Genomic DNA, 23,885 nt, shown 5'->3' with positions numbered 1-23,885 from the left:
CTCCTGAAGAATGGGGGATCACGGCCACTGGCATGGCTCCAGCAGCACGCTGGCGGCCAGGGCCTGGACGCGGTCGGCATCGACTTCGCGCGCGGGCGCGGCCTGCAGCCAGGCCAGCGCGCTGGCCGTGGACAGGCGTGCGGTGTCCGCCAGATCCAGTCCGCGCAGCCGCGCGGCCACCATGCCCGCGACCATGGCATCGCCCGCGCCCACGGAGCTGCCGCGTGCCCGCTGCGGCGGCCGCGCAATCACCGCGCCTTGCGCGCTGGCAAACAGCGCGCCCTCCTCGCCCATGGACACCACGGCCAGCCCCAGCCCCCTGTCCAGCAGGCTGCGCGCGGTGGCCAGAAGCGCATCGCGGCCGTCCAGGCGCTGGCCTGTGGCGGCCTGCAACTCCTCCCGGTTGGGCTTGATGGCCCAGGGCATGGCCGCATGGGGGGCCGTCGCCAGGGCGGCGGCCAGGGGGGCCTCGCTGGTGTCCAGCAGCACGTCGGCACCGGCGGCCACGGCCTGGGCCTGGAGCCGGACCCAGCTGTCCGCAGGCAGGCCGGCCGGCAGGCTGCCCGAAAGCACCACGGCCAGGCCGGGCCGCAGATACCGGGCCAGCGCGGCCATGACGGCGTGCAGATGCGCTTCGGTCAACACCAGGCCCGGCAGGTTGATGTCCGTGGTCTGGCGCCCGTCGTCGGCCACCAGCTTGATGTTGGTGCGCGTCTGGCCCGGCACGCGCAGGCAGGCGTCGGCAATGCCGCGCTGGGCGAACAAGGCCTCGAACATGCCGGCGTTGTCACTGCCCAGCACGCCCAGCGCGGCCGTGGAAACGCCCAGGCCCGCCAAGGCGGCGGCAACATTGATGCCCTTGCCGCCCGGCGCCTGCACGCTGCCCAATGCGCGCTGCACCTGGCCGGGCAGCAGCGCATCCAGGGTCACAAGCTGGTCTATGGCCGGGTTCAGGGTCACGGTGATGGCTTGCGGGGCGTTCATGCCGTCACCTCCTTGGCCAGTGCCCGCACCTGCGCGGCATCCTCGCAGCCGAGCGCCCTGTCTGCGAGCGCCTGCAACTGCCGCAGGCTGGCCGCGCGCAGGCCGGCCTTGACACCGGCGATGTCGTTGGGCGTCATGGACAGCTCGCCCACCCCCAGCCCGGCCAGCAGCAGCGCACCGAACGGGTCGCCGGCCAGTCCGCCACAGACGCCCACGGGGCGCGCGCGGGTGGCAGCGCCCTGCACGGTGGCGCGCACCATCCGCAGCACGGCCGGATGCAGGCTGTCGGCCTCGGCCGCCAGCTGCGGGTTCTGGCGGTCCATGGCCAGCACGTACTGGGTCAGGTCGTTGGTGCCTATGGAGAAGAAATCGGCATGGCGGGCCAGTGCGTCGGCCTGCACGGCGGCGGCGGGCACCTCGATCATGATGCCCAGCGGCAGGACCGGGGCGTCCAGTTCGGCACGCAGCCGTTCGCAGGCCGCGCGCAGCGCCAGCAGCTCCTGCACGCTGGTGACCATGGGAAACATTACCGACAGCCTTGTGCCATCGCGGGCCGTCCGGTACAGGGCGCGCATCTGGGGCTCCAGCAGGTCGGGGCGGCGCAGCAGCAGCCGCGCGCCGCGCACGCCCAGGAAGGGGTTGTCCTCGCGCGGCAGCTCCAGGTGGGCCACCTGCTTGTCGCCGCCGATGTCCAGCGCGCGGACGATCAGCGGCCGGCCCTCCAGCGCCTGCGCCATGGCGCGGTAGGTTTCGTACTGCTCGTCCTCGCCGGGCGTGCTGCCGCGCTCCAGGAACAGGAATTCCGTGCGCATCAGGCCCACGCCCTCGGCACCCTGGGACAGGGCCAGCGGCACCTGCTCGGGCAGGTTGACGTTGGCGCAGACTTCGATGCGCACGCCATCGGTGGTGATGGCAGGCAGGCTGCGCTGCGCGGCCACGCGTTCCTGCAGCGCCCGCTGCTCGGCCATGTGGGCATGCGCCGAAGCCAGGTCCTGCTCCGAGGGATCAAGGTAGATGCGGCCATTGGCGCCATCGACGATGGCCAGGGCCCCATCGGCCATGCCCAGCACGCCGCCGCCTGCCGCCACGGCGGCCGGCAGCCCCAGCGTGCGCGCGAGTATGGCCGTGTGCGAGGTGGGACTGCCCTGCGCCGTGACCAGCGCGGCCACGCGCGCCGTGTCCAGCTGGGCGGTTTCCGAGGGCGAAAGATCGGCCGCGACCAGGATGCAGCCGCCTTCCGGCAGGCCCTCCGGTCCCGCCGCTGCCAGCGAGGGCTGCAGCTGCACGAGCACGCGCCGGCCCACGTCGCGCAGATCGGCGGCACGCGCGGCCAGCGCAGGGTTGTCCAGCGCCTGGAGACGGGCAGCGCCCTCCTGCACGGCGCAGTCCCAGGCCCAGGCCACGCCGTGGCCCTGGACCATGAACTGGCAGGCGCGCGTGATGAGTCCGGTGTCGCCCAGCCACTCGGCCTGCGCGCTGAAGATGGCCGCATCGCCTTCGCCCAGGCGGCGGCGGGTGTCGTCATGCAGGGCGCGCAGCTGGCCCTGCGTCTCGGCCAGCGCCGCATGCAGCCGCGCACCGCCCACGCTGAGCGGCTCGGGCAGGTCGGGGATCTCGGCGGCCTCCACACGCCACTGGTGGATGCGGGCCACGGCCAGCCCCGGGCTGGCGCCCAGGCCCACAAAGGCAGGCCGCGCCGGCGGCGGCAGCCAGCCCGTGGCGGGCGATTCGGCCGCCTTGCGCGCAGCGGCGTCGGCATCGGCACGTTCCTGGGCCACCAGCGCCTGGGCCACGGCACACAGGCGCTGGACCGCGGCACTGGCGTCGGGGCCCTCTGCCGAGACGGTGACCTTGTCGCCTTCGCGCAGTCCCAACTGCAGCAGGCTGGCCATCTGCCGCGCATCGGCCACCTCGCCGCCATGGCGCACCTGGATGCGCGAGGCAAAGCCGCGCGCCGCCTCCGCCCAGCGCGTGGCAGGCCGCGCATGCAGGCCGTTGGGATAGGCAATGGTCCATTCGCGCGCCTCGGCCAGATCCGCTGCCGCCGGGCGGGCGGCAGGCGGCGCCGGGTCCGCTTGCCCCTGGAGCACATCGATGACCTGCTGCGCATCGCCGGTGGTGAACAGCGCCTGCAGCCGGGGTGTCTGCAGCAGGCCGGCCAGGCGGCGCAGCAAGGTGATGTGGGCATCGGAGCGTGCCGCCACCGCCACGACCAGATGCACGTTCTGGCCGGCATTCCAATCCAGGCCCTCGCGCACCTGGAGCACGGCCACCGCGTCGCGCAGCACCAGGGCCCGGTCTTCGGCGCGGCCGTGGGGAATGGCCACGCCGTGGCCCAGAAAGGTTTCGGCCTGGGCCTCGCGCGCCTGCATGCCGGTGGCATAGCCAAGGGCCACGCAGCCAAGGTCCTGGAGCAGCCGGGCCGCCTGGGCAATGGCGTCGGCCTTGTCGCGCACCCTGGCGTCCAGGCGCACGGCGATCTGCAGGCCCGCAGGGGCGGTGGGTGCAACCGCCGGGAGGGATGAATGGGCATTGATCATGGCGCGGATTGTGGGAACGTTCCCAACCATCAGTCAATCTGCACTGCAACATAACCCGGCCATAATCCGGCAATAACTCGGCATTTCTTTGGAGTTATCCTCTGCGGCACACCACAACCAACGGGAACGATTGCATTGAGCATCAGCATCAACGATGTGGCCCGTGCGGCCGGGGTTTCCAAATCGACGGTATCGCGCGCGCTGGCGGGCGGCTCGGTCAGCGAGGAGGTCCGGGCGCGGGTCGCGGCCGCCGTGCAGGCCACGGGTTACCGGCCCAATCTGATGGCGCGCCGGCTGCGCGCGCGCGACGCTGGCCCCATGGGCGTGCTGGTGGCCGACATACGCAACCCGTTTTTCACTGCCCTGATCCGCGCGGTCGAGGCCGAGGCCTATCGCCAGGGCCGGCGCGTGCTGTTGTGCAATACCGACGAAGACCCGCAGCGCGAAGCCATGTACCTGCAGCTCATGCAGGAAGAGCGCATCGCGGGACTGATCTTTGCGCCCACCCAGGCCAGCCTGCACAAGCTCGAGCGCATGCAGCTGGAGTTCCCCGTCGTCCTGGTGGACCGGGCGGGCGCCCCGGCCTTCCATGACAGCGTGGTGCTGGACAACGCCCAGGCCTGCGCCACCCTGGTCAGGCATCTGGTGGACCAGGGCCGCCGCCGCATTGCAGGCGTCTTCGGCAGCACCAGCAGCACGGCGCGCGAGCGCTGCGACGGCTATCTGGCCGCCATGCGCGATGCGGGCCTGGCGCCCGACTTGCGCCAGTTGCCTCCGACCAGCGATGCCGCCGAGGCCGAGGTCGCGCAATGGCTGCGCCAGCCGCAGCGGCCCGATGCCTTCGTGGCCAGCAACAGCCTGCTGCTGGAAGGCTGCCTGCGCGCGATACGCGCCGCAGGCCTGCGCATCCCCGGCGATGTGGCGCTTGCCGGTTTCGACAACGAGCGCTGGACAGAACTGGTGGCCCCCGCCATCACCGTGATCGAGCAGCCGGTGGAGGCCATGGGCCGCGCCGCATTCGGCCTGCTCATGGAGCGGCTGCACGCGCCCGACCTGCCGCTGCGCAAGGTGATCATGCAGGGGCGCTGCATCGTGCGCGAGTCCACCCAGGCGGCGGGCTGAGGGGCTGCGCCGGGGCGGGGATCACGCAGGGATCTGCAACTGGCGCACGGCGTCGTCCACGCTCCAGCCCGCATAGCTGGCGTGCGGCAACGCCGGATTGCCCACGCGCGCCAGCAGGTCGCGCACGGGGTCCTTGACGCGGGCCAGGGCCAGCGGCACGCCCAGTTGCCGCAACTGGGCCGCGAAGTCGCACAGCGCCTCGACACTGGTGGCATCGAGATCGGCCGAATCTTCCAGGCTCAGCACCACGCCGCGGGGCGAAGGCAGGGATTGAAGCCGCTCCCGGATGGCCGCAAACACCGGGTCGGCATTGCCGAAGAACAGCGGCGCCTCGGGCCGCGCGATCAGCAGGCCGGCCGGCACCACCGCGTCGGGGTGGCGTGCGGCATCGACAAAGTCATGCGTGTCCCCCAGCCTGCCCAGCCAGCTCACATGTGAGCGGGACAGCGTTTGCAGCAGCATGAGCAGGCTGGCCGCAATGGCCAGCAGCAGCCCGTCGAGCACGCCCAGCGCCAGCACGGCAAAGAAGGCCAGCACCACGATCAAGCGATCCCGCCGCCAGGCGAAGTAAGGACGCAGCGCGGCAGGGTTCAGCGTATGGCCCACGGCGTGGATGACGATGGCGGCCAGCAGCGGCTGCGGCGTGCGCTCAATCCAGGGCAGCAGCAGCCAGACGGCCAGGCCCACCACGGCGCAGGCCACCAGGCCCGCAGCGCGGCTTTGCGCGCCCGCCACCTCGTTGGCCGAGGTGGCCGAGTAGCCCGCGCCCACGGGCATGCCATGGAACACGCCCGACAGCAGGTTGGCCGCGCCCAGCGCCATCAGGTCGCGGTTGGCATCGACGCGGTCGCCATGGCGCAGCGCAAAGCTGCGGATGGAGCCGTAGGACTCGGCATAGAGGATGAGCGCCATCGCAAAGGCCAGCTCGCCCAGGCGCAGCCATTCGGCGCGCGACAGCGAGGGAATGCCGGGGTTGGAGAAATCCAGCCGTATCGGCCCCACGGCCGCAATGCCCCAGCGCGCGCACCAGCCGCCCGCATCCAGCGCAATGCCGGCCGCAATCACCAGCAAGGCCGCAGGCAGGCCACGCCAGCGGGCCAGCGCACGCATCAGCAGCAACGCCGCAACGGCCATGGCCAGGCCCGCTGCATTCCAGTGCCGCCAGCCGGCCAGCAGCTCCCAGACAAAGCGCGGCAGATCGCCATGCACGGGCTGGAAGGCGACGGCATGCGGGATCTGCTTGACCACGATGGTCAGCGCCAGCCCCAGCGCAAAACCGCGCAGCACGGGCTTGGCGATGAAATTGGAGACCGCGCCCAGCCGCGCCAGCCCCGCCACCACGAAGAACAGGCCCGTCAGCAGCACGATGCCCACGCCCAGCAACATGCGCTGCTGCGGCGAGGTGCCGGCCATGGACGCCGTGGCCGCCAGCAGCACGGCGGCAGAGGAGGATGTGGCCGAGACGATGGCGAAGCGGCTGGTCCCCAGCAGGCCATAGGCCAGCAGCCCGGCGAACAGCGCAATCACCCCGGCCTGCGGCGGCAGGCCGGCGATGCCGGAATAGGCCACGGCCTCGGGCAGCAGCAGGCCGGCGATGGACAGGCCGGCGCCCCAATCGGCCAAGGCAGGCAGGCCAGGCGCACGCATCAGGATTGCGGGGCAACGACGCCGGACCAGCCCGGCAGGTAGCGCGCCTCGGCGCCGTGCGCCAGGCCCAGGGCCTCATGCAGGGCCTGCTCGGGCAAGGCGACATCGCTCTTGCCGCTGCGCAGGTCCTTGGGTGCAAAGCGCGTGCGGAAAAAATCGGCCCAGAGGAATTCGACGAAAGGCGCCGTGTCCTTGGCATAGCCACCGGCCTTGCGCACGGCGCCGGCCAGGCTGCGGTAGGGGTCGTCGCGCAGGCGGTCCAGCTGCTCGGGCATCTTGGCCCAGTCGCATCGGCGGCCGCGCTCGTCATATGGATGGGCCCATTGGTGGAACTCCATCAGGCGCCAGAACATCAGCGGATCGGCCTCGCTGAAATCGGCCAGCTGCATGACCCAGACCTGCTCCACGGACTCCTGCGTCAGCGCCAGCCCCAGGTGGTGGTGGTCAACGATGTAGTGCAGGCCACGCGGCCCCAGCACGGCAGGAAACCAGTGCGAGGCCAGAAGGCCTTCGCGCTCCTTGCGCTTGAGGTGGCTCCACTGGGCGCGCTTGGTCTGCACTTCGGCGGCGCCGATGGTCATCTGCGTGGGACGCAGTGCGTCCAGCGGAACCCGGGTCAGATGCTGCTGTGCTCTCATCGTCCAACCTCCGTTGCATCAAAGGTGCGGTCCCGGCGGGCTGCCTGGTCCGGCATCCAGAATACGCCTTCGTAGTTACAAATGGTCGCAACAACGGACTTGCACCCATAATCGCTCACAATTTTGTCCCGTTGACCTCATGAACCAGCCCCAACATCCCATCGTCCATGGCACGGAAGACGTGCTGATCAGCCTCTGCAACTCCGTCTCGCGCGTGCTCCAGGTGGCCACGCAGTGCCAGATCCAGTATTCGGGCATGGTGCAACGCATCACCAAGACCAGCCTCAAGCCCGACATCGGCTGCTTTGTCCTGGTGGACGGTGGCTTCTCGGGCCTGGTGATCATCAATTTCTCGGCCGCCGCCGCCATGGAGCTGTACCGCAGCTACATGCTGAGCATGGGCATGGGCGAGGACGACCTGGCCACCTCCTATACCTCGGACGATGTCAGCAACGTCATGGGCGAGCTGATGAACCAGGTGGTGGGCGACTTCACCAGCAAGGTCCAGCGCGAGCTTCAGACCTACATCACCCAGAGCCAGCCCAAGATGATCCGCCTGAACAAGCAGGTCAACCTCAGCGTGGACGCCAACCTCGACTCCCCCGAGGCGCGCCGCGTGACCTTCTACACGGGCAACAACAACATCTTCTATCTCGAACTGGCCATGGACCGCACCGAGTTCATCAAAGTCGTGGACTTCGAGCCCCAGGAGCGCCCCGATCCCGATGCGCTCATGGCCCAGACCGCCGCCAGCGCCCCGGCCGCAGCGCCCGCGCCGGCCGCCAGCACCGACACCGACGAACTGCTCAAGTCGCTGGGCATGTAACTGCCGGCACACGCCCCGGCTTACAACCCAGGCACACAGCCCCGGCACCGCGGGCAAGACCCTGATGCATGCGGATGTATCAGGGCGGCCCCGCAAACGACATCGTTGATATGCAGATAATTGGGATGCCAACTATTTGAATATCACCCGATGTCGTCCCCTTCCGCCCCCTTCTCGCCCACGCAGGCCGACCCCGCCGCCGTGCAAAGGCATTTCATGTTCACGCTGGGGCAGGTGAACAAACAGTGGCGCCGCACGCTGGACCGGCTGCTGGCCCCCATGGGACTGACCCAGGCACTGTGGATGCCGCTGATGCACCTGGCGCGCTCGCCCGAGGCCATGCGCCAGAAGGATCTGGCCCACTCCCTGGCGCTGGACAGCTCCTCCGTCGTGCGGCTGGTGGACGGCCTGGCCGCCCAGGGCTGGATAGAGCGCGTGGACGACAGCGACCGCCGCGTCAGAAAAATCCAGCTCACGCCAGCCGGCCATGCCCAGGTAGAAGCCGTGCAGGGCCTGCTGCAGCAGGCGCGCGCCCAGGTGCTGGGCGCCGTGCCGCCCGAGGAACTGGGCGCGGCCTATGCCACGCTGCAGCGCCTGCTGGAGGCCATGGCCGCCGAGCCCGCCTGCGACACGGACCTGCCCGACGAGCAGGCTGCCTGAGATGGTGGCCGAGCACTCTTCGCTGCCACCCGCCCAGGACCATGCAGCGGCCAGTCGCAAGGCACCGCTATGGCTGCTGGTGATCGTGACCATCGTCGGCACGCTGGCCATGCACATGTTCCTGCCCGCCCTGCCCGATGCGGCACGCCAGCTCCAGGCCGGCGCCAGCCAGATGCAGCTGACCATCACGGTCTACATCCTGGGCCTGGGCGTGGGCCAGCTGATCTATGGCCCGCTGTCGGACAGCCTGGGGCGCCGCCCCATGCTGCTGGCAGGGCTCATCCTCTATGCGCTGGCCAGCCTGGCGGCCTTTCTCGCCCCGTCCGCCCCCTGGCTGATCGGCGCGCGGCTGCTCCAGGCGCTGGGCGGCTGCGCGGGCCTGGCCCTGGGCCGCGCCATTGCGCGCGATTCAAGCACGCCCGAAAACGCCGTGGGCAGCCTGGCGCTGCTCAACCTGATGATGATGATCGGCCCCGGCATCGCGCCGGCCATCGGCTCGGCCATCGACGACGCCCTGGGCTGGCGCGCCATCTTCGGCACGCTGGCCGTGGTCGGCGGCGTGACGGCCTTCGCCATCTGGAAACTGCTGCCCGAAACCGGCCAGCCCACGGGCCGCCTGCACCTGGGCACCATCCGCGACGACTACCGCAGCCTGCTGCGCTCTCCTGCCTTCGTGGGCTTTGCCGTGGGCGGCGGCTGCGCCACCACGTCCATCTATGCATTCCTGGCGGCGGCGCCCTTCGTCTTCATCGAGCAGCTGCATTCCACCAAGCATGAGGTGGCCATCTACCTGGGCCTGCTCATGGGCGGCATGGCCGTGGGCAATGCGCTGGCCCGCCAGCTGATACGCCACTGGCCCCTGGAGCGGCTGATGCTCAACGGCAATCTGCTGAGCCTGGCCAGCGCGGCCATGCTGCTGTTGCTGGCCCTGTTCAACCAGCTCACGCCGGCCATCGTGGTGGGGCTCATGGTGCTGTTCGCGCTGGGCTCGGGCCTGACCAGTCCTGCGGCGCTGGCCAGCGCGCTCAGTGTGCATCCGCGCCTCACGGGCTCGGCCGCCGGGGTCTACGGCAGCACCCAGATGGCCGTGGGCGGCCTGTGCACGCTGGGCGCCAGCCTGGGCAGCAACCCGGCGCTGTCGGCAGCGCTGGCCCTGGTGGTGGCCTGCGTGCTGGGGCAACTGGGCTTTCGCAGCGCGCTGCGCCACGCGCAGCGGGCGCCCGGCTGAGGGCCGCCCCGGCGAGGGCCGCCCCGGCTGAGGGCCACAGTCCCCCAGGCGACGCTCCGCCCGCATGCGGGCCCGAGGCGCACAGGCCCTCGATTACATTGGCGCAGCCGTGGCCAGCCGCCACGGCCCACAGGAGACAAAAAACCATGCGCCAACTTTCCTTTTCCATCGTCCTGCGCCAGGCCGCCACCGGCACGCTGGCAGCCGCCGCGCTGCTGGCCGGCACAGCCGCCCAGGCCGGCTCCATCGAGGCCGCCGAGTTCAAGAGCGCCACGCTGCAGCGCAGCTGGACCTACAACGTCTACCTGCCCACGGGCTACGACGCCCAGTCCAGGCTGCGCTACCCCGTCATGTACCTGCTGCACGGCAATGACGGCCAGCGCAATGATTGGCCCGTCAAGGGCAATCTGCTGCGCACGGTGGACCAATTGATCCAGAACGGGGAGATCCCGCCCGCCATCATCGTCATGCCCGACGCGGGAACAACCTGGTACGTGGACCTCAAGGAGCCCATGGAGACGGCCTTCTTCCAGGACCTCGTCCCCCATGTCGAGAAGAAGTACCGCACCCTCACCAGCCGCGATGGCCGCGTGATCGGCGGCCTGTCCATGGGCGGCTACGGCGCGCTGCGCTACGTGCTCAAGTACCCCGAGAAATTCCAGGCCGCCGCCCTGCTGAGCCCCGCCATCTACAACCCCGAGCCGCCCGCCGATTCCTCGGCACGCTCGGTCAAGGTCTTTGCCGAACCCAACACGGGCGGCCAGTACAGCACCACGGTCTGGAAGAGCTACAACTACCCTGTGCTGTGGGACAGCTTTCTCGCCCGCAAGATCAGCGTGCCCATGTACATCAACTCGGGCGACGACGATGAATTCATGATCGAGTCCGACGCCGCCCAGCTCTACGCCCAGCTGCGCAGGAACAAGCAGCCTGCCGAGCTGCGCATCGTCAACGGCAAGCATGAATGGCCGGTCTGGGAAAGCACCATCGGCGACGCGCTCAAGTATGTGTTCCGCACCGTGCGCCGCCCGCAGGCGGACAACTGAGCCAGGCCATGAAGCAAAAAAAAGGGGAGCCGATCGGCTCCCCTTTTTTGATTGCATCAGCAGGTCTTACAGGTTGCCGACCATCTTGGCAGGGATCACCCAGGCGTCGAACTGTTCGCCGGTCAGGTGGCCGGAAGCCACGGCGGCTTCGCGCAGGCTGGAGCCTTCCTTGTGCGCCTTCTTGGCGATGTAGGCCGCCTTGTCGTAGCCGATGTGCGGGTTCAGCGCCGTCACCAGCATCAGCGAGCGCTGCACCAGCTCGGTGATGCGCTCGCGGTTGGGCTCGATGCCCACGGCGCAGTGGTCGTTGAAGCTCTTCATGCCATCGGCCAGCAGGCGCACGCTCTGCAGGAAGTTGTGCGAGACCATGGGGCGGAACACGTTCAGCTCGAAGTTGCCCGAGGCGCCGCCGAAGTTGATGGCCACGTCGTTGCCGAAGACCTGGGCCGCCAGCATGGTCACGGCTTCGCTCTGCGTGGGGTTGACCTTGCCGGGCATGATGGACGAGCCGGGCTCGTTCTCGGGGATGGATATCTCGCCCAGGCCGCTGCGCGGGCCCGAGGCCAGCCAGCGCACGTCGTTGGCGATCTTCATCATGCTGGCGGCCAGCGTCTTGAGCGCGCCGTGGGCGTGGACCAGGCCGTCGCACGAGGCCAGGGCCTCGAACTTGCTGGGCGCCGTCACGAACGGGTAGCCGGTGAGCTGGGACAGCTCGGCCGCCACGCCCTCGGCGTAGCCCTTGGGCGCATTCAGGCCCGTGCCCACGGCCGTGCCGCCCAGCGCCAGCTCGTACAGGTGCGGCAGCGCGGCGCGCACATGCTTTTCGCCATGGGCCAGCTGGGCCACCCAGCCCGAGATTTCCTGGCCCAGCGTCAGCGGCGTGGCGTCCTGCAGATGGGTGCGGCCGATCTTGACGATGTCGGCATAGGCCTCGCTCTTGGCCTGCAGCGTATTGCGCAGCAGGGCAATGGCGGGCAGCAGCTTTTGCTCGATGGCCGTGACGGCAGCCACGTGCATGGCGGTCGGGAACACGTCGTTGCTCGACTGGCTCTTGTTCACATCGTCATTGGGGTGGACCAGGCGCGACTCGCCGCGCTCGCCACCGAGGATTTCGCTGGCGCGGTTGGCCAGCACCTCGTTGACATTCATGTTGGTCTGCGTGCCCGAGCCAGTCTGCCAGACCACCAGCGGGAACTCGTCCGGGTGCTTGCCGGCGATCACCTCGTCGGCGGCGGCCAGGATGGCCTGGGTCTTCTTCTCGTCCAGCAGGCCCAGCTTGTGGTTGACGGAGGCCGAGGCCTTCTTGACCTGGGCCAGCGCGTGGATGATTTCGCGCGGCTGCTGCTCTCCGCTGATGTCGAAGTTCTGCAGCGAACGCTGCGTCTGCGCACCCCAGAGCTTGTCTGCGGGGACGGCTATGGGTCCGAAAGTGTCTTTTTCCTGGCGGGTCGCGGTCATTGGTATGGACTCCTTGGTGAAAACAACGCGGCGCAGTTGGCTGGAGGCAGGTCGGCGGGCCGCGCAGGACGTGGCTCGGGGATATCTGGCTGGCAGGGCCGCAATGGCAAAAACCCGCTCATGGTAACTCCGTAAATGGGAACCTCTCGCATCCGTCCCCCACTGAGGTGTCGCCGAGGCGGGCTTGTCCAGGCAAACCCCTCGACTCTTGTACAAGACTGCGCCCATTGCGTGCACTTTTCCCCCTGCAGCGCCGATAATCGCCCCCGGGATTCCCCTCCCCTGTTCCCCCGATCAAAAAGACACCCCACCGATGACCACCACGATCCGCCAGCAGGACCTGATCGATTCGATCGCAGGCGCCCTGCAGTACATCAGCTACTACCACCCCGCCGACTACATCGCCCACCTGGCCCGCGCCTACGAACGCGAGCAGAGCCCGGCGGCCAAGGACGCGATGGCCCAGATCCTGACCAACTCCAAGATGTCGGCCACCGGCCACCGCCCGATCTGCCAGGACACCGGCATCGTCAACGTGTTCCTGAAGGTGGGCATGGACGTGCGCTGGGAAGGCTTCACGGGCGGCCTGGAAGACGCCATCAACGAAGGCGTACGCCGCGGCTACAACCACCCCGAGAACACGCTGCGTGCCTCGGTCGTGGCCGATCCGCTGTTCGCGCGCAAGAACACCAAGGACAACACGCCTGCCGTCATCAACGTGCAGATCGTGCCCGGCGACAAGCTGGACGTGACCGTGGCGGCCAAGGGCGGCGGCTCGGAGAACAAGTCCAAGATGATCATGATGAACCCCAGCGACAACCTGGTGGACTGGGTTCTCAAGACCGTTCCGACCATGGGCGCGGGCTGGTGCCCGCCGGGCATGCTGGGCATCGGCATCGGCGGCACCGCCGAGAAGGCCGTGCTGCTGGCCAAGGAAAGCCTGATGGAAGACCTGGACATGTACGAGCTGCAGGCCAAGGCCGCGCGCGGAGAAAAGCTCGACCAGGTCGAGGAACTGCGCCTGGAGCTGTACGAGAAGGTCAACGCCCTGGGCATCGGCGCGCAAGGCCTGGGCGGCCTGGCCACCGTGCTGGACATCAAGATCAAGATGTACCCCACGCACGCGGCCTCCAAGCCCGTGGCCATGATCCCCAACTGCGCGGCCACGCGCCATGCGCACTTCGTGATGGACGGCTCCGGCGCGGTCTACATGGACGCACCCTCGCTGGACCTGTGGCCCAAGATCGACTGGGAGCCTGACTACAACAAGTCGCGCCGCGTGGACCTCAACGCCCTGACCAAGGAAGAAGTGGCCAGCTGGAAGCCCGGCGACACCCTGCTGCTCAACGGCAAGATGCTCACGGGCCGCGATGCCGCCCACAAGCGCATCCAGGACATGCTGGCCAAGGGCGAGAAGCTGCCCGTGGACTTCACCAACCGCGTGATCTACTACGTCGGCCCCGTGGACCCGGTCAAGGACGAAGCCGTGGGCCCCGCAGGCCCCACCACGGCCACCCGCATGGACAAGTTCACCGACATGATGCTGGAGCAGACCGGCCTGATCGCCATGATCGGCAAGGCCGAGCGCGGCCCGGTGGCCATCGAGTCCATCAAGAACCACAAGTCGGCCTACCTGATGGCCGTGGGCGGCGCCGCCTACCTGGTGTCCAAGGCCATCAAGAACGCCAAGGTCGTGGGCTTCGAGGACCTGGGCATGGAAGCCATCTACGAATTCGACGTGGTGGACATGCCCGTGACCGTGGCCGTGGATGCCGGCGGCACCAGCGCCCACATCACGGGCCCTGCCGAATGGCAAAAGCGCATTGCATCCGGCGAATTCAAGACCATTGAGATCGCCTCGGCCTGAAGCCGGCGCCAAGCGCAAAGGGACCGCCTTCGGGCGGTCTTTTCATTGGTGCGGGCATTTGTGACAGACTGCCCGCTGCCTGCAACACTGCCCATTCAACATGACCATCGCGCTCGTCCTCATCGCCCTGCTGGCCGTGACCAGCCTGGCCTGGCGCCTGTCCTCCCGCCGCCATGTCCTGCCCTGCCCGTCCTGGCTGCGCTGGATGGTCGAGCTTGACAATCCCTTCGCGGCCAGCAACAAGGCCGCCTTCATCGTCGGGCAACTGCAGATCCAGCCGGGCATGAAGGTGCTGGACGCAGGCTGCGGCCCGGGCCGCGTCACCCTGCCATTGGCACGTGCCGTCGGCGCGCAGGGACAGGTGCTGGCCGTGGACCTGCAGCCGGCCATGCTCGAACAGGTGGCTGCCAAGGCGCGCGCCCAGGGGCTGGAGAATGTGCGCACCCAGGCGGCTGCGCTGGGCCAGGGGCAGCTCGCAGCCGAGCAGCACGACCGCGCCGTGATGGCCGCCGTGCTGGGAGAGATCCCGGACCGCCAGGCCGCGCTGGCCGATATCTTCCAGAGCCTGCGCCCCGGCGGCCTGCTGGCCGTGGCCGAGCTGGTCTTCGACCCGCATTTCCAGCGCCGCACCAGCGTGGAAAAGCTGGCAGGCGAGGCAGGCTTCATCCCCCACTCCTTCCACGGCCATGCAGCCGCCTATCTGCTGGTGCTGCAGCGCCCTCTCCAACCATGACCACCACACATTCCCCTGTAGCGACCCTGCGGACACCGCGCCTGATACTGCGCCAGTGGCAGGCCGGCGACCGGCAGCCCTTTGCCGCGCTGAATGCCGACCCACAGGTCATGGAGCACTTTCCGGCACTGCTCAGCCGTGAACAAAGCGATGCCATGGCAGACAGGATCCAGGCACTGATCGAGGAACGCGGCTGGGGCTTCTGGGCGGCAGAGCACCTTGCCAGCGGCGAGTTCATGGGCTTCATCGGGCTGCATGCTCCCGCCGCGTCTTTGCCGTTCTCGCCCTGCGTGGAAATCGGCTGGCGGCTCGCCCGGCCTTTCTGGGGCAAGGGCCTGGCCAGCGAAGGCGCACGGGCGGCGCTGGAGCACGGCTTCGGCGCGTTGCATCTGGAGTCCATCGTCTCGTTCACCGCGCTGTCCAACCTGCGTTCGCAGGCCGTGATGCAGCGCCTGGGCATGGAGCGCGACGCCCATGACTTCGACCATCCGGAGGTGCCGGCAGGCCATGCGCTGCGCAGGCATTGCCTGTATCGCCTGACACATGCCCGATGGCTGCAGCAGCAAGCCATGGCCCAAGCATGAACGCGCCCGAGCGGGCATACTGGGCGCCGCCTCCAAAAGCCTTTATCCGCATCTCCACATGACCTCCCCGGCCTCTCCCATCGGCGTCTTCGACAGCGGCATCGGCGGCCTCAGCGTGCTGCAGGCGCTGCGCCATGAACTGCCGCATGAGCGCTTCGTCTACCTGGCCGACAGCGGCAATGCACCCTATGGCGATGCGCGTGGCGATGCCTTCGTTCAGCAGCGCACGCGCACCATTGCGCGCCATCTGCGCGAGCAGCACCAGATCAAGGTACTGGTGATCGCCTGCAACACAGCCACGGCAGCGGCCGTGGACATGCTGCGCGCCGAAATGCCCGAACTGCCCCTGATCGGCGTGGAGCCCGCCATCAAGCCCGCCTCGCTGTCGAGCCAGACCGGCCACGTGGGCGTGATGGCCACACGCGGCACGGTGAGCAGCGCACGCTTTGCGCGTCTGGTGGCCGACCATGGCCAGCGCGTGCAATTCCATGTCCAGCCCTGCGACGGACTGGCCAAGGCCATCGAGGAAAGCACGGAGCAACCCGTTCCCGCCGACCCCATGGCCACCGAGGTCGCGCAACTGTGCACCAAGTATGTGAATGCCCTGGGCAGCTTCGGACAGAAGACGGGTGAGATGGATTCCCTGGTGCTGGGCTGCACCCACTACATATTCGCCCGCGAGCAGTTGCGCACACTGCTGGGGCCGGACATCCAGTTCATCGACACAGGTGCCCCGGTAGCCCGCCAGACGCGGCGCGTGCTGGATCGCCTGGGCACTCTGGCCAGCGAGTCAGGACCCTTGCCCGCGGCAGAGGGCCAGGTCCAGTTGATGACCACGGGATCGCTGCAGGCCCTGCAGTCCGCCGCATCGCGCTGGCTGGAGCTGCCCGCGCAATGCTGCTCGTCCGTTCAGGTCGGCGAATCCAGCGCTGTCCCCACGGCCGCTTGAATCAGGGCTGCGCCAGCCACAGGCGCCGGCCCGAGTGGTCCATCCAGCTCAGGTACAGGCGCAGCTCGAACTCCAGCTGGTGGTAGTCGGGCTCCATGTGGGTACACAGCTGGTAGAAGGCCTTGTCGTGATCGGGCTCGCGCAGATGGGCCAGCTCGTGGACGACGATCATGCGCAAGAAAGCCTCGGGCGCCTGCTTGAACAATGCGCCGATGCGGATCTCATGCCGGGCATTGAGGCGGCTTCCCTGCACCACGGTGCGGCGCGTGTGCAGGCCCGGCGTTGTGGACCACATGGATGCGGCCGTCATAGGCCACCTTGTTCAGCGTGCCGGCATTGCGCATGTGCCGGCCCTTGAGGGCATCCACGTAGTCATAGAGGCTCTTGTCCGTGCGCACGGCATGGGCCTCGGGATGCTTGCGCAGCAGCCAGGCCTCGGCCTTGTCCTCGGCCAGCCAGCCACGCACCTGTGACTGCAGCGCGGCCGGGTAGGCGGACAGGTAGGGAAGCGGCAGCGCGCCACCGGCCACCTCGCGCCGCTGCTCGCGCTGGCGGCGTACGGTCTCGGTGACTGCTCCGGAATACTTGGGCGTGCTGGCCTGTGCCGCCATGGCTGTACGCTGCGCGGGGCAGCGCCTTGCGCTCAATGCAGGTGGCGTGGGCGGCGGTTGCCGCCGTGGCCCGAACCCGATCCACCCATGCCGCGCGGCGGCTTGCCGATCTCCAGCGAGCTGACCAGGGCGTCGAAGCGCTGGGAGAACAGCTTGTCGATCTCCTGCACCACGCCACCCAGCTCGGAGCCGTCGAAATGGCGCTCCATCAGGTTGACCACGTCCTGCACCAGCAGATCGCGCTGCACCTGCATGATGGCCGCGGGCGTCGGGCCAACGAAGAGCATGACGAAGTCGTCGCGCGACTCGGCCTCTTCGGACTCCTCTTCCTCGTCGAACTCGGTGTCGTAGAAGGTCACCTCGATGGCCGCGCCCTGCTCGGCCAGCTCATTGATGCCCATGCACATGTCGTCCAGCGACTGGCGGAAATCCTCGTCACCACGCACGGTCCAGCACACCTGGAGCAGGCGCTCCTTGGTATCGAACTGGATGCCTGGCTCTTCCTCATAGACGCTGCCAGCGCCATCGGCCAGGGAACGGGCCCCCGCATACTTCCACAGCGGACCCAGCGCTTCCTGCAACTGCTCGTAGGTCGTGTCGGGGCGCAGCAGCACTTGGCCGTGCACGTGGATTTCAAATGGAGCGTTGTAATTCGACATGTTCTCGTCTGGGATGAGTTTGGCCACACCTGTCACGCCGCACCATGTGCCACGATCAACGTCAACGGAACGCATGCAGGCATCGCCATCACTGTCTGCCCGAGCCGCGCCATCCAGGCAAGCAGCCCGGGGCCTGATGAATGGATTCTCGCACGTTATGCCAACGGGCAAGGACTTGGCAACGCATGGACACCGTGCAGCGCAGCAAGCGGGCAGGACCGTCGATGCACGTTGCGGCCCGACGCCTGAATTTGCGGAACAGCAGGCGCCTTGGCTGCTTCAATCCGCTACCGTATAGATAGCAACAATGCCTAGTACGTATTGGGTTGTGGTGCCCCGAGCCGGGATCGAACCGGCACGCCCCTGTTCGGAAGCGGCGGATTTTAAGTCCGCAGTGTCTACCAATTTCACCATCGGGGCCCTGCACCGCAGCGTCACAGGTCAGCGCGAACTGCTCACACCTGCAACTGCAGCACCAACGAAAAAGGGAAGCGTTACCGCTTCCCTTTTTTCTGAATTGGAGCGGGAAAACGGGTTCGAACCGTCGACCTCAACCTTGGCAAGGTTGCGCTCTACCAACTGAGCTATTCCCGCGTATCTGTAAAGCTGTGCGCTTCACAGAGCAGAATTGAATTCTAGCGCAGATTTTTGGCGCTTCGGAAGAAGCCCGCAAAAAATCTGCACCAAGGCAGATCGCAGCCCGCCTTGCACCTTGCGGCGGCAGGCTGCTTCACCGTCGACGCCTACTTGCCGTCGATGCGATCCTGCATGCGCTTGGCCCGCTGTTCGGACGGCGGATGGGAGCTCAGGATGGAGCTGCCGCCGCTGCCAGCGCTGAGCTTGGCCAGCTTCTGGAACGATGTGACCAGCCCCTGGCGGCTCATCTTCTTTTCCGTGAGCAGATCGAAGGAGTAGTCATCGGCCGCCGACTCCTGCGACTGCGAGAACTGGGCATTGATGAACTTCTCACCCAGATCACCCGCCTGCGAACGCGACAGCGAGGCCAGCGCCGAATTGCCGCTATTGGCCGCAATAGAGCGTGCAGCCGAAGCCGCATAGGCCGTCTGCATGCGCTTCTTGCTGTGACCCAGTGCCACGTGCCCGATCTCATGGCCAATCACGCCACGCAGCTCGTCATCGTTCATCAGATCCATCAGGCCGCTGTAGACACGGATGCAGCCATTGGCCATGGCCCAGGCATTCACGTCCTGCGTCATATAGACCTTGTAGACAGCCTTCTTCCCATTGACAGCCTGCGGCATGCCGGCAATCACCTTGTTCAGCCGCAGCGTGTACTTGCTCTTTGCATCTGCCACCTTGTTCTGGGCATCCATGGCTGCGCAGGAATCATTGGACAGCGTGACCACGTCGTCATCCGTGAGCGTCATGGCTTTCATGGCCGTGGAGCCCGAATCCAGCAACCCGCCCACATCGGCAGACTCCATGGTTTTACAGCCCGCCAGCACCACGCCGCTGGCAACAATCGCCGTCAATAACTTGATCTTCATAATCCCTCCCGATAAATGAAGCGCGCATCATATCCACGACCCGCCAATTCAATCTACCGGCAATGACAACCCATTTGCAATTTCTTGCAATTTCTCAATGGACAAGCAATGCCAAATTTCAATGACGACTGTTCATCACAACAAATGGAAACAATTAAATTCACCAAATCAGCGATGAATGACCAAAACAGGCATGCAGCCATGCTCTCGATGCACATAGCGTGAAGCACTGCCACGGCACTGAATCGGAAGAGAAGAAGATGCGCCAGCCAAGTCGAGGCCGCTGCGGAGACATGGCACCAAGGACCAACAACGATCCGTGATGCAGAAAAAGAAAAAGGCCCCGAGGGGCCTTTTGAACACTGTGTCTGCAATGAATTTTTGGAGGCGCGAACCAGAGTCGAACTGGTCTAACCGGATTTGCAATCCGGGGCATAACCGCTTTGCTATCGCGCCAAGATCACTATCAAACATGCAGCATTGCTGCAGTTTCTAAAACTGGAGCGGGAAAACGGGTTCGAACCGTCGACCTCAACCTTGGCAAGGTTGCGCTCTACCAACTGAGCTATTCCCGCAAAAAATTCAAGCAACCAACCGTCACCTGAATCGGCTGTGCACTAGGCACATCCAAAACTGGAGCGGGAAAACGGGTTCGAACCGTCGACCTCAACCTTGGCAAGGTTGCGCTCTACCAACTGAGCTATTCCCGCTTGAATCATCCATTCTGGCAGCCAACCGCCACCAGAACCGAACACACCCGAAAGCATGTTCAAAATCTGGAGCGGGAAAACGGGTTCGAACCGTCGACCTCAACCTTGGCAAGGTTGCGCTCTACCAACTGAGCTATTCCCGCATTTCTACCGAAGCCTGACATTCTACAACGTCGTTTGCTGCGATGGGATGAATTGTAGCGTAGTTCTTGGAGGGTTCAGGAAAAACGCTACATTTTTTCATCTTCAGTGCTTGACGGCTGGCTCCACAGGCTTGGATTCCGCTGGTGGCGGCGCTGCGGCCTCCTCCTCGGACAAGGGCTCGGGCACGCGCTCCAGCGCCACCTTGAGGACCTGGTCGATCCACTTGACGGGGATGATTTCCAGGCCGCTCTTGACGTTGTCGGGGATCTCCTGGAGGTCCTTGACGTTCTCTTCGGGGATCAGCACCGTCTTGATGCCGCCACGCAGGGCCGCCAGCAGCTTTTCCTTGAGGCCGCCGATGGCGGTGACCTCACCGCGCAGCGTGATTTCGCCGGTCATGGCGACATCGGCACGCACCGGGATACCGGTCAGCGCAGAGACGAAGGCCGTCGTCATGGCCGCACCCGCGCTGGGGCCGTCCTTGGGCGTGGCGCCATCGGGCACGTGCACGTGGATGTCCTTCTTCTCGAAGGCCTCGTCCTTGATGCCGAGCATGCGCGAGCGGCTGCGCACCACGGTGCGGGCGGCTTCCACGGATTCCTTCATCACGTCGCCCAGCGAGCCGGTGCGCGAGATCACGCCCTTGCCGGGCATGATGGCGGCCTCGATGGTCAGCAGGTCGCCACCGACCTCGGTCCATGCCAGGCCCACGACCTGGCCGACCTGGTTGTTGTGCTCGGCACGGCCGTAGCTGTACTTGCGCACACCCAGGTAGTCGGTGAGGTTGTCGGCATTGACGACGACGGTGGGCTCCAGCTTCTTGAGCTGCAGTCCCTTGACCACCTTGCGGCAGATCTTGGAGAGCTCGCGTTCCAGCGAGCGCACGCCGGCTTCACGCGTGTAGTAGCGCACGATGTCGCGGATGGCGGACTCGTCGACCTGCATTTCGCCGTCCTTCACACCGTTGTTGGTGAGTTGCTTGGGCAGCAGGTAGCGGATGGCGATGTTGACCTTTTCGTCCTCGGTGTAACCCGACAGGCGGATCACTTCCATGCGGTCCAGCAGCGCGGGCGGGATGTTCATGGAGTTGGAGGTCGCCACGAACATCACGTCGCTGAGGTCGAAGTCCACCTCGACATAGTGATCGCCGAAGGTGTGGTTCTGCTCGGGGTCCAGCACTTCCAGCAGGGCGCTCGATGGGTCGCCACGGAAGTCCATTCCGAGCTTGTCGATTTCGTCCAGCAGGAACAGCGGGTTGCGCGTGCCGACCTTGTCCAGGCTTTGCAGCACCTTGCCCGGCATGGCGCCGATGTAGGTGCGGCGGTGGCCGCGGATTTCCGCCTCGTCACGCATGCCGCCCAGCGCCATGCGCACGTACTTGCGGCCCGTGGCCTTGGCGATGGACTGGCCCAGCGAGGTCTTGCCCACGCCCGGAGGTCCGACCAGGCACAGGATGGGCGCCTTGACCTTGTCCACGCGCTGCTGCACAGCAAGATATTCAAGGATGCGGTCCTTGACCTTTTCGAGGCCGAAGTGGTCGGCATTGAGCACGTCCTCGGCATTGGCAAGGTCGTGCTTGATCTTGGTTTTCTTGCTCCAGGGCAGGCCCGTGAGCACGTCGATGTAGTTGCGCACCACGGTGGCTTCGGCCGACATGGGCGACATGAGCTTGAGCTTCTTGAGCTCGGCCTCGGCTTTCTTGCGCGCCTCGGCGGGCATGCGGGCCAGCTTGATCTTCTTTTCGATCTCTTCGATGTCGGCGCCGTCTTCGCCCTCGCCCAGTTCCTTCTGGATGGCCTTGACCTGCTCGTTCAGGTAGAAGTCGCGCTGGTTCTTCTCCATCTGGCGCTTGACGCGGCCGCGGATGCGCTTGTCGACGTTGAGGATGTCGACTTCGCGGTCCAGTTGCTCGAAGAGGTTTTCCAGGCGCTCCTTGATGTCCACCAGGTCGAGCACGGCCTGCTTGTTCTCAAGCTTGAGCGGCAGGTGCGCGGCAATGGTGTCGGCCAGGCGGCCGGCATCGTCGATGCTGGCGATGGAGGTGAGGATCTCGGGCGGAATCTTCTTGTTGAGTTTGACGTACTGGTCGAACTGCTGCGTCACGGCGCGGCGCAGGGCCTCGATCTCGCTGGGCTTGTGCGTTTCGGCCTCAGGCGCCACGGGCACGACGGAGCCCACGAAGTGGGTCTCTTCGTCCATGACCTGCTTGACCAGCGCGCGCTGCTGGCCTTCGACCAGCACCTTGACCGTGCCGTCGGGCAGCTTGAGCATCTGCAGGATGGTGGACACGCAGCCGACATCGAACATGTCAGCGGCCGTGGGCTCGTCCTTGGAGGCGGTCTTCTGGGCCACCAGCATGATGCGGCGGTCGCCCTCCATGGCCAGCTCCAGCGCCTTGATGCTCTTGGCGCGCCCCACGAACAGCGGGATCACCATGTGGGGGAACACGACCACATCGCGCAACGGCAGCAGCGCCAGGTCTAGGGGGGTGGAAGGCAAAGGGGTATGTCCTGACATGGGAATCCTCGGTTTGTCAGCGGAAGATGGTCCGCACACCGGTGTATTTCAACCCTGCGGCCCGAAAGGATTTCGGGACGCAGGGACTTGCGCTGCCGGACCTTTGCAGGCGGCGGCGCATCAGGCCTTCTTGGCCGCTTCGCGGTAAACCAGCAGCGGCGCCTTTCCGTCTTCGATGGTGGACTCGTCCACCACTACCTTTTCGACATTGTCGGCATTGGGCAGCTCGTACATGGTGCCGATCAGCGATTGCTCCAGGATGGAGCGCAGGCCACGGGCACCCGTCTTGCGCGCCAGCGCCTTGCGGGCGATGGCCTTGAGCGCGGCAGGCCGGATCTCCAGCTCCACGCCTTCCATGGCCAGCAGCTTGCTGTACTGTTTGACCAGGGCGTTCTTGGGCTCGGTCAGGATCTGCACCAGGGCGTCTTCGCCCAGTTCGGCCAGGGCCGTGACCACGGGCATGCGGCCGACCAGCTCGGGGATGATGCCGAACTTGATCAGGTCTTCAGGCTCGATCTCCTGGAACACTTCCGAGATGGAACGCTGCTTCTTGCTCTTGACCGTGGCGCCAAAGCCGATGCCCGACGCCTCGGTGCGGTTCTCGATGACCTTCTCCAGGCCCGCGAACGCGCCGCCGCAGATGAACAGGATGTTGGTCGTGTCGATCTGCAGGAAGTCCTGGTTCGGATGCTTGCGGCCGCCTTGCGGGGGAACGCTGGCCATGGTGCCTTCGATGAGCTTGAGCAGGGCCTGCTGCACGCCCTCGCCAGACACGTCGCGCGTGATGCTGGGGTTGTCGGACTTGCGCGAGATCTTGTCGATCTCGTCGATGTAGACGATGCCGCGCTGTGCACGCTCGACGTCGTACTCGCAGCTTTGCAGCAGCTTCTGGATGATGTTCTCGACGTCCTCGCCCACGTAACCGGCCTCGGTCAGCGTGGTGGCGTCGGCCATGACGAAGGGCACGTTGAGCATGCGCGCCAGCGTCTGCGCCAGCAGCGTCTTGCCGGAGCCCGTGGGACCGATGAGCAGGATGTTGCTCTTGGCCAGCTCAATCTCGTCCTTGCCGGCCTTGTCCTTGTGACGCAGGCGCTTGTAGTGGTTGTAGACGGCAACGGCCAGCGTGCGCTTGGGCAGGTCCTGACCAATCACGTAGTTGTCGAGGTTGGCCTTGATTTCGGCGGGCGTGGGCAGGTCGCCTCGGCCGTCCTTGGCCTCGGTGCTGGGCTGCTCGTCGCGGATGATCTCGTTGCAGAGATCGATGCACTCGTCGCAGATAAAGACTGACGGACCCGCGATCAGCTTCTTGACCTCATGCTGGCTCTTGCCGCAGAAGGTGCAATAAAGGTTTTTTTCGCTGGAGGAGCCTTTTTTCTCGGCCATGGGGTCGGTGCCTTGTTACAGAAATATGGAAAAGGATGATAACCAAATGGAAAGCGGCGTTTTCCGTAGGG

The 23,885-nt window shown here is 66.5% G+C and carries 18 protein-coding genes, 6 tRNA genes and 1 pseudogene; 9 read left to right on the top strand and 16 right to left on the bottom strand.

Annotation, left to right across the window (positions count from 1 at the left end; translation table 11 throughout):
* Positions 1-18 precede the first annotated feature (18 nt).
* Positions 19-984 carry a 1-phosphofructokinase family hexose kinase gene (locus AC57B5_RS01075; RefSeq protein ID WP_496398532.1) on the bottom strand — a complete coding sequence of 322 codons (966 nt, stop codon included), beginning with the start codon at positions 982-984 and terminating at the stop codon, positions 19-21.
* The gene (gene ptsP / locus AC57B5_RS01070) at positions 981-3,524 is read right to left on the bottom strand and encodes a phosphoenolpyruvate--protein phosphotransferase (RefSeq protein WP_496398531.1); all 2,544 of its coding nucleotides are present in this window, start codon (positions 3,522-3,524) and stop codon (positions 981-983) included. The genes AC57B5_RS01075 and ptsP overlap by 4 nt, the downstream gene beginning before the upstream one ends.
* 135 nt (positions 3,525-3,659) lie before the next feature.
* Between ptsP and AC57B5_RS01065 the strand changes: the two genes are divergently transcribed.
* A complete protein-coding gene (locus tag AC57B5_RS01065) occupies positions 3,660-4,646 on the top strand; it encodes a LacI family DNA-binding transcriptional regulator (protein ID WP_099734154.1) in 987 nt (328 codons plus the stop codon).
* Between the two features lie 21 nt (positions 4,647-4,667).
* Here the strand turns inward: AC57B5_RS01065 and AC57B5_RS01060 are convergent, their stop codons facing one another.
* The gene (locus tag AC57B5_RS01060; RefSeq protein WP_496398530.1) at positions 4,668-6,293 is read right to left on the bottom strand and encodes a SulP family inorganic anion transporter; all 1,626 of its coding nucleotides are present in this window, start codon (positions 6,291-6,293) and stop codon (positions 4,668-4,670) included.
* Positions 6,293-6,931: a ParB-like protein gene (locus tag AC57B5_RS01055; RefSeq protein ID WP_496398529.1), complete on the bottom strand. Its 639-nt coding sequence runs from the start codon at positions 6,929-6,931 to the stop codon at positions 6,293-6,295. Before AC57B5_RS01055 ends, AC57B5_RS01060 begins: the two co-directional genes overlap by 1 nt.
* A 139-nt stretch (positions 6,932-7,070) precedes the next feature.
* Here AC57B5_RS01055 and AC57B5_RS01050 point away from each other — a divergent pair, with 139 nt between their 5' ends.
* From AC57B5_RS01050 to AC57B5_RS01035, 4 genes are all read left to right on the top strand, one after another.
* Complete coding sequence (locus AC57B5_RS01050) at positions 7,071-7,757, top strand: DUF3334 family protein (protein WP_012204543.1); 687 nt, start codon at positions 7,071-7,073, stop codon at positions 7,755-7,757.
* A gap of 150 nt (positions 7,758-7,907) precedes the next feature.
* Positions 7,908-8,417 (top strand): MarR family winged helix-turn-helix transcriptional regulator, encoded by a 510-nt coding sequence (locus tag AC57B5_RS01045; RefSeq protein WP_496398528.1) that lies wholly within the window; start codon positions 7,908-7,910, stop codon positions 8,415-8,417.
* Position 8,418: 1 nt separating this feature from the next.
* Positions 8,419-9,645 (top strand): multidrug effflux MFS transporter, encoded by a 1,227-nt coding sequence (locus tag AC57B5_RS01040; RefSeq protein WP_216293632.1) that lies wholly within the window; start codon positions 8,419-8,421, stop codon positions 9,643-9,645.
* 146 nt (positions 9,646-9,791) lie between these two features.
* Entirely contained in the window at positions 9,792-10,691 is a 900-nt protein-coding gene (locus AC57B5_RS01035) for an alpha/beta hydrolase (protein ID WP_012204540.1), read from the top strand.
* 66 nt (positions 10,692-10,757) lie between these two features.
* Here the strand turns inward: AC57B5_RS01035 and fumC are convergent, their stop codons facing one another.
* On the bottom strand, positions 10,758-12,149 hold the full coding sequence (gene fumC / locus AC57B5_RS01030) for a class II fumarate hydratase (RefSeq protein ID WP_310635558.1): 1,392 nt from the start codon (positions 12,147-12,149) through the stop codon (positions 10,758-10,760).
* 313 nt (positions 12,150-12,462) lie between these two features.
* Between fumC and AC57B5_RS01025 the strand changes: the two genes are divergently transcribed.
* From AC57B5_RS01025 to murI, 4 genes are all read left to right on the top strand, one after another.
* Positions 12,463-14,016, top strand: coding sequence for a fumarate hydratase (locus AC57B5_RS01025; RefSeq protein WP_034391754.1), 1,554 nt, complete (start codon positions 12,463-12,465; stop codon positions 14,014-14,016).
* A 100-nt stretch (positions 14,017-14,116) separates the two neighbouring features.
* Entirely contained in the window at positions 14,117-14,749 is a 633-nt protein-coding gene (locus AC57B5_RS01020) for a class I SAM-dependent methyltransferase (RefSeq protein WP_063326648.1), read from the top strand.
* On the top strand, positions 14,746-15,333 hold the full coding sequence (locus tag AC57B5_RS01015; RefSeq protein WP_097202846.1) for a GNAT family N-acetyltransferase: 588 nt from the start codon (positions 14,746-14,748) through the stop codon (positions 15,331-15,333). The genes AC57B5_RS01020 and AC57B5_RS01015 overlap by 4 nt, the downstream gene beginning before the upstream one ends.
* A gap of 58 nt (positions 15,334-15,391) precedes the next feature.
* Complete coding sequence (gene murI / locus AC57B5_RS01010; RefSeq protein ID WP_496398527.1) at positions 15,392-16,282, top strand: glutamate racemase; 891 nt, start codon at positions 15,392-15,394, stop codon at positions 16,280-16,282.
* Between the two features lies 1 nt (position 16,283).
* On the opposite strand, the pseudogene AC57B5_RS01005 reads toward murI, so the two are convergent.
* The 11 genes and pseudogenes from AC57B5_RS01005 to clpX form a co-directional block, all read right to left on the bottom strand.
* A pseudogene (locus AC57B5_RS01005) lies at positions 16,284-16,893 on the bottom strand (M48 metallopeptidase family protein).
* A gap of 32 nt (positions 16,894-16,925) precedes the next feature.
* On the bottom strand, positions 16,926-17,552 hold the full coding sequence (locus tag AC57B5_RS01000) for a DUF6806 family protein (RefSeq protein WP_013803265.1): 627 nt from the start codon (positions 17,550-17,552) through the stop codon (positions 16,926-16,928).
* Between the two features lie 329 nt (positions 17,553-17,881).
* A tRNA-Leu gene (locus AC57B5_RS00995) sits at positions 17,882-17,972 on the bottom strand.
* Between the two features lie 98 nt (positions 17,973-18,070).
* Positions 18,071-18,146, bottom strand: a tRNA-Gly gene (locus tag AC57B5_RS00990).
* A gap of 149 nt (positions 18,147-18,295) precedes the next feature.
* Positions 18,296-19,060, bottom strand: a complete 765-nt coding sequence (gene loiP, locus AC57B5_RS00985; protein WP_043824220.1) for a metalloprotease LoiP — start codon at positions 19,058-19,060, stop codon at positions 18,296-18,298.
* Between the two features lie 382 nt (positions 19,061-19,442).
* Positions 19,443-19,516: transfer RNA gene (locus AC57B5_RS00980), tRNA-Cys, on the bottom strand.
* Positions 19,517-19,559: 43 nt separating this feature from the next.
* Positions 19,560-19,635: transfer RNA gene (locus tag AC57B5_RS00975), tRNA-Gly, on the bottom strand.
* Between the two features lie 59 nt (positions 19,636-19,694).
* A tRNA-Gly gene (locus tag AC57B5_RS00970) sits at positions 19,695-19,770 on the bottom strand.
* Positions 19,771-19,837: 67 nt separating this feature from the next.
* Positions 19,838-19,913: transfer RNA gene (locus AC57B5_RS00965), tRNA-Gly, on the bottom strand.
* A gap of 103 nt (positions 19,914-20,016) precedes the next feature.
* Complete coding sequence (lon, locus tag AC57B5_RS00960) at positions 20,017-22,431, bottom strand: endopeptidase La (RefSeq protein WP_012204531.1); 2,415 nt, start codon at positions 22,429-22,431, stop codon at positions 20,017-20,019.
* Between the two features lie 120 nt (positions 22,432-22,551).
* The gene (gene clpX / locus AC57B5_RS00955) at positions 22,552-23,814 is read right to left on the bottom strand and encodes an ATP-dependent Clp protease ATP-binding subunit ClpX (RefSeq protein ID WP_012204530.1); all 1,263 of its coding nucleotides are present in this window, start codon (positions 23,812-23,814) and stop codon (positions 22,552-22,554) included.
* Positions 23,815-23,885 lie beyond the last annotated feature (71 nt).

The organism is Delftia sp. BGA-UO-ETr-SB1 (assembly GCF_059567865.1).
Note: the sequence above shows the minus strand (reverse complement) of the source record. Positions and strands in the feature narration are given on the sequence as shown.